This window comes from Streptomyces sp. MK37H, assembly GCF_018035285.1.
GTDB lineage: Bacteria > Actinomycetota > Actinomycetes > Streptomycetales > Streptomycetaceae > Streptomyces > Streptomyces endocoffeicus.
This window is the reverse complement of the sequence record NZ_JAAAYH010000594.1, coordinates 1-4,273: the sequence shown is the minus strand read 5'-3', so window position 1 is coordinate 4,273 and position 4,273 is coordinate 1. Positions and strand designations below refer to the sequence as shown.

Genomic DNA, 4,273 nt, shown 5'->3' with positions numbered 1-4,273 from the left:
CGGGAGCCCCAGCGGATCGGGGCGGCCCAGGATGTGCAGCGCCGGGAGCCAGTTGACGAAGGCCAGCGGGATGACGAAGGTGACGCCCCGCAGCAGCTCCTTGCCGAAGACCGTCGGCGGGTACTCCAGCAGCGTGGTCCCCCCGAAGGTGAAGGCGCTCTGCACCTCGGAGGCGTCCTTGGCCCAGAACTGGAAGGCGCCGCCGAGCACGAACAGCGCCCCGAAGATGGCGCCCCCGCTCAGCAGCATCACCGGCATCAGCAGCGCCCGGTCCACCGTCCAGTCGATGTCCAGCCGGGCCAGCGACCAGCCGAGCACCACCGCCCCCTGGGTGATCCGGCCCAGCCGGCGCAGCGCGAAGCGGTCGGCGGCCACCTGGGCGAGTATCGGCACCGGCCGCACCAGCAGGGTGTCCATCGTGCCGTCGCGCACCCGCTGGCCCAGCCGGCCCATGGTGCCCAGCGCGAGATCGGCGAGGCCGAAGGCGACGCTGGTGGTGCCGTAGAGGAAGGCGACCTCGTCCAGGGTGAAGCCGCCCAGCTCCCCGATGTGGGTGAACATCAGCGCGATCGCGACGAAGTCCAGCCCGGTCGCGAGGAAGTTCCCCAGCGTCATGATCAGGAACGAGGTGCGGTACGCCATCGTGGAGCGCACCCACATCCCGACGATCAGGCCGTAGGCCCGGAGCCCTGTGGACATGGCGGACTCAGCCACCCTGGACCACCACCTTCCGGGTCGCCACCGACTGCAGCGCCCGCCCGGCCGCCAGCAGCGCCACCGCCCACCCCGTCTGGAAGGCGAAGGCCGCCAGCAGCCCCGAGCCCCGGCGCTCCTCCAGGAAGACGTCCGCCGGCACCTGGAGCATCGCCGCCCAGGGCAGCGCGCGGGCGATCTCGCCAAGCTGCCCGGGAAAGACGTTGAGCGGCAGGATCATCCCGGAGAAGAACAGGCACAGCAGCCCGCTCAGCATGGACAGCCCCGTCCCGTCGAGCAGCCAGAAGGAGGCGAGCGACACCAGATAGCGCACCGCGAAGCCGACGCACACCGCGAGCGCCACGGCGAGCAGGAACCACAGCCAGGTCAAGGGCGAGGCGGGCAGCCGGAGTTCGAACGCCAGCGCCCCGACGGCCATCGGCACCACACCGCGCCCCAGCAGCTGGAACAGCGCCCGGCCGAGCTCGGTGGCCAGCCACCACGCCTGGAGGTCGACCGGGCGGTAGAGGTCCACGGCGATGTCCCCGGAGCGGATGCGCTCCTGGAGCTCCTCCTGGAAGCCGCCGCCCATCAGCGCCACGGCCGCCAGCAGCGCCTGGCCGAGCCAGACGAAGGTCAGCGCCTGGGCGAGGTCGTAGCCGCCGAGGTGCGGCCGCTCGTCCCACAGCGCGGTGTAGGTGTAGGCGAGGATGAAGCCGAAAACCGTGTTGGTGAAGACCCCGGCCACCGTGGCGACCCGATACGTCGCGTAGCGTTTGAAGCCGCTGACCGCGACGGCCGCGTACAGCCGCATCCGCCCCTGCCTCCCTCCCCGACCGCACCGCCCGACCGCACCGCCCCGAACGGCGCCAAAATCCGGAGCCTAGTGGGGTGACGGGAGAGACGGCCAGGCATTATTCACCGGATGGTGTGAGCGGAATCATCCATTCGACCGGTCACAGACCAGTCACAGGTGCGCGCCTCGTCCTCGGCCCGGAACGGATGATGCGACAGTGTTTTATCGGGCGTACGACGCGAATCGCCCGACCGTGCACGATCCCGCCGCCGCGCAACCCTCGACGGCGGCCGAGGAGTCTCAGGAGACATGAGCGACGAGCCCCAGTTGATCGATGGTGCCGCGACCGGAACGGGTGACCGGCCCGGCACCGACGATGGCAACCACGACACGCCGCACCGCGCGGACGGCCTGCCGACGGGCAAACCGGCCAAGGGCAGAAAAGGGCGTCCCCAACGCACCGGATGGCGCCGTCTGCTGCCCACCTGGCGCATGGTCCTCGGGGGCTTCCTGCTGATCGTCCTGCTGATCGCGGGCGGGCTCGTCACCGGCTATCTGCTCGTCGAGATCCCCCCGGCCAACAAGGCCGCCATCGCCCAGAGCAATGTCTTCCTCTACTCCGACGGCTCCCAGCTGGCCCGCGAGGGCACGGTCAACCGGGAGAACGTCCAGCTGAGCCAGGTGCCCAAGCGGATCCAGCACGCGGTGCTGGCGGCCGAGGACCGGGACTTCTACGCGGAGTCGGCCATCGACCCCCAGGCGATGATCCGGGCCGCCTGGAACACCGCCACCGGCAAGGGCAAGCAGTCCGGCTCCACCATCACCCAGCAGTATGTGAAGAACTACTACCTGGACCAGGAGCAGACGGTCTCCCGCAAGGTCAAGGAGTTCTTCATCGCGATCAAGCTGGACCGCGAGGTGAGCAAGGACAAGATCCTGGAGGGCTACCTCAACACCAGCTACTTCGGGCGCAACGCCTACGGCATCCAGGCCGCCGCCCAGGCGTATTACGGCAAGGACATCGGCGAGCTCAACACCGCCCAGGGCGCGTATCTCGCCACCCTGCTGAACGCCCCCAGCTCCTTCGACATCGTCGCCCATCCGCAGAACAAGGGCCGGGCCACGGCCCGCTGGAACTACGTCCTGGACGGCATGGTGAAGAAGCACTGGCTGACCAGGGCCGAGCGGCAGAAGATGACCTTCCCCGGGCCCTCCGAGGCCAAGGCCCCCTCCGGCATGTCCGGCCAGCGCGGCTATCTCATCGAGGCCGTCGAGGACTACCTCACCAGCAACGGGATCATCGACGAGCAGACCCTGGCCCGCGGCGGCTACCGCATCACCACCACGATCGACAAGGACAAGCAGGACGCCTTCGCGGAGGCCGTCCGCGACCGGCTGATGAGCAAGCTCAGCAAGGACCGCAAGGTCGACGCTTATGTCCGCGCGGGCGGCGCCTCGATCGATCCGAAGACCGGGAAGGTGGTCGCCCTCTACGGCGGGATCGACTACACCAAGCAGTTCGTCAACAACGCGACCCGCCGTGACTACCAGGTGGGGTCCACCTTCAAGCCATTCGTCTTCACCTCGGCGGTGCGCTACGGGGCCACCACCCAGGACGGCCAGACGATCACCCCGGACACCCTCTACAACGGCGACAACAAGCGCGAGGTCATCGGCTCCGACGGGCCCACCGGCTACGCCCCCGCCAACGAGGACGACGTGGACTACGGCGACATCGACGTCACCACGGCCACCGACAACTCGGTGAACTCGGTGTACGCGCAGATGGCCGAGGACGTCGGCCCCGCCAAGGTCAAGCAGACCGCCATCGACCTGGGCATCCCCAAGAGCACCCCCGATCTGCACGCCTCCCCCTCGATCGCGCTCGGCCCGGCCACCGCGAGCGTGCTGGACATGACCGAGGCGTACGCGACCCTCGCCAACCACGGTGAGCACGGCCGGTACAGCCTGGTCGAGGAGGTCACCAAGGACGGCGCGCGGATCAAGCTCCCGGCGCGGGAGAGCCGCCAGGCCATTCCGCGCGGCGCCGCCGACACCACCACCTCGATACTGCAGAGCGTGGTCGACGGCGGCACCGGCACCGCCGCCCAGGCCGCCGAGCGCCCGGCCGCGGGCAAGACCGGCACCGCGGAGGAGGACAAGGCCGCCTGGTTCGCGGGCTACACCCCGGATCTGGCGACCGTGGTCGCGGTGATGGGCCAGGACTCCAATACGGGCGTGCAGAAGTCGCTGTACGGGGCGACGGGGCTGGAGCGGATCAACGGCGGCGGCTACCCCGCCGAGATCTGGGCGCAGTACACATCGGGGGCGCTGGACGGCAAGGAACCGGCCGAGTTCGATCTGCGGCTGGAGGACGGCGCGAACGCCCCCGACGGCTCCCAGACCCAGCAGCCTCCGGGCTCCCCGCCGCCGGTGGTGACCACTCCCCCGACCGGCGCGCCGCCGGACACCTCGGTCCCCACGGCGCCGACCTATACCCCGCCGACCCTGCCGACGGACGAGCCGACGACCCCCACCCCGCCGACGGACTTCCCCACCGGCGGACCGACGACCGAGCCCGGCCCGGGCGGTCCCGGCGACCCGGGTGGACCGGGCGATCCGGGCGACCCAGGAGGCCCGGTGGGCGGCTGAGGGGCGCACTGAAGGGGCGCGGGGAACTGCGCGACCAGCCACGACGGCGCCGCAGACGATCGACGGCAGGTCGGGGCACTTCCAGCGGAGCGCTTACCGGGTGCCCGGTGGGTCTTGACGCCTGCGGCGGGC

General features: G+C 70.4%; 3 protein-coding genes. 1 reads left to right on the top strand and 2 read right to left on the bottom strand.

Features of this window, described 5'->3' with window-relative positions; genetic code table 11:
* Positions 1 to 699: ABC transporter permease (locus tag GWI24_RS41240; protein ID WP_210951152.1), on the bottom strand; the 699-nt coding region annotated here is incomplete at its 3' end.
* A 7-nt stretch (positions 700 to 706) separates the two neighbouring features.
* Positions 707 to 1,507, bottom strand: coding sequence for an ABC-2 family transporter protein (locus tag GWI24_RS41235; protein ID WP_210951151.1), 801 nt, complete (start codon positions 1,505 to 1,507; stop codon positions 707 to 709).
* A gap of 291 nt (positions 1,508 to 1,798) precedes the next feature.
* On the opposite strand from GWI24_RS41235, the gene GWI24_RS41230 reads away from it, so the two are divergent.
* Entirely contained in the window at positions 1,799 to 4,141 is a 2,343-nt protein-coding gene (locus tag GWI24_RS41230) for a transglycosylase domain-containing protein (protein ID WP_210951150.1), read from the top strand.
* The last annotated feature ends 132 nt before the right edge of the window (positions 4,142 to 4,273 follow it).

What these genes read in the sequence shown, in the direction of transcription:
- GWI24_RS41230 (WP_210951150.1), top strand. Translation starts at nt 1,799, where the DNA reads ATGAGCGACGAGCCCCAGTTGATCGATGGTGCCGCGACCGGAACGGGT.
- GWI24_RS41235 (WP_210951151.1), bottom strand. Translation starts at nt 1,507, where the DNA reads ATGCGGCTGTACGCGGCCGTCGCGGTCAGCGGCTTCAAACGCTACGCG.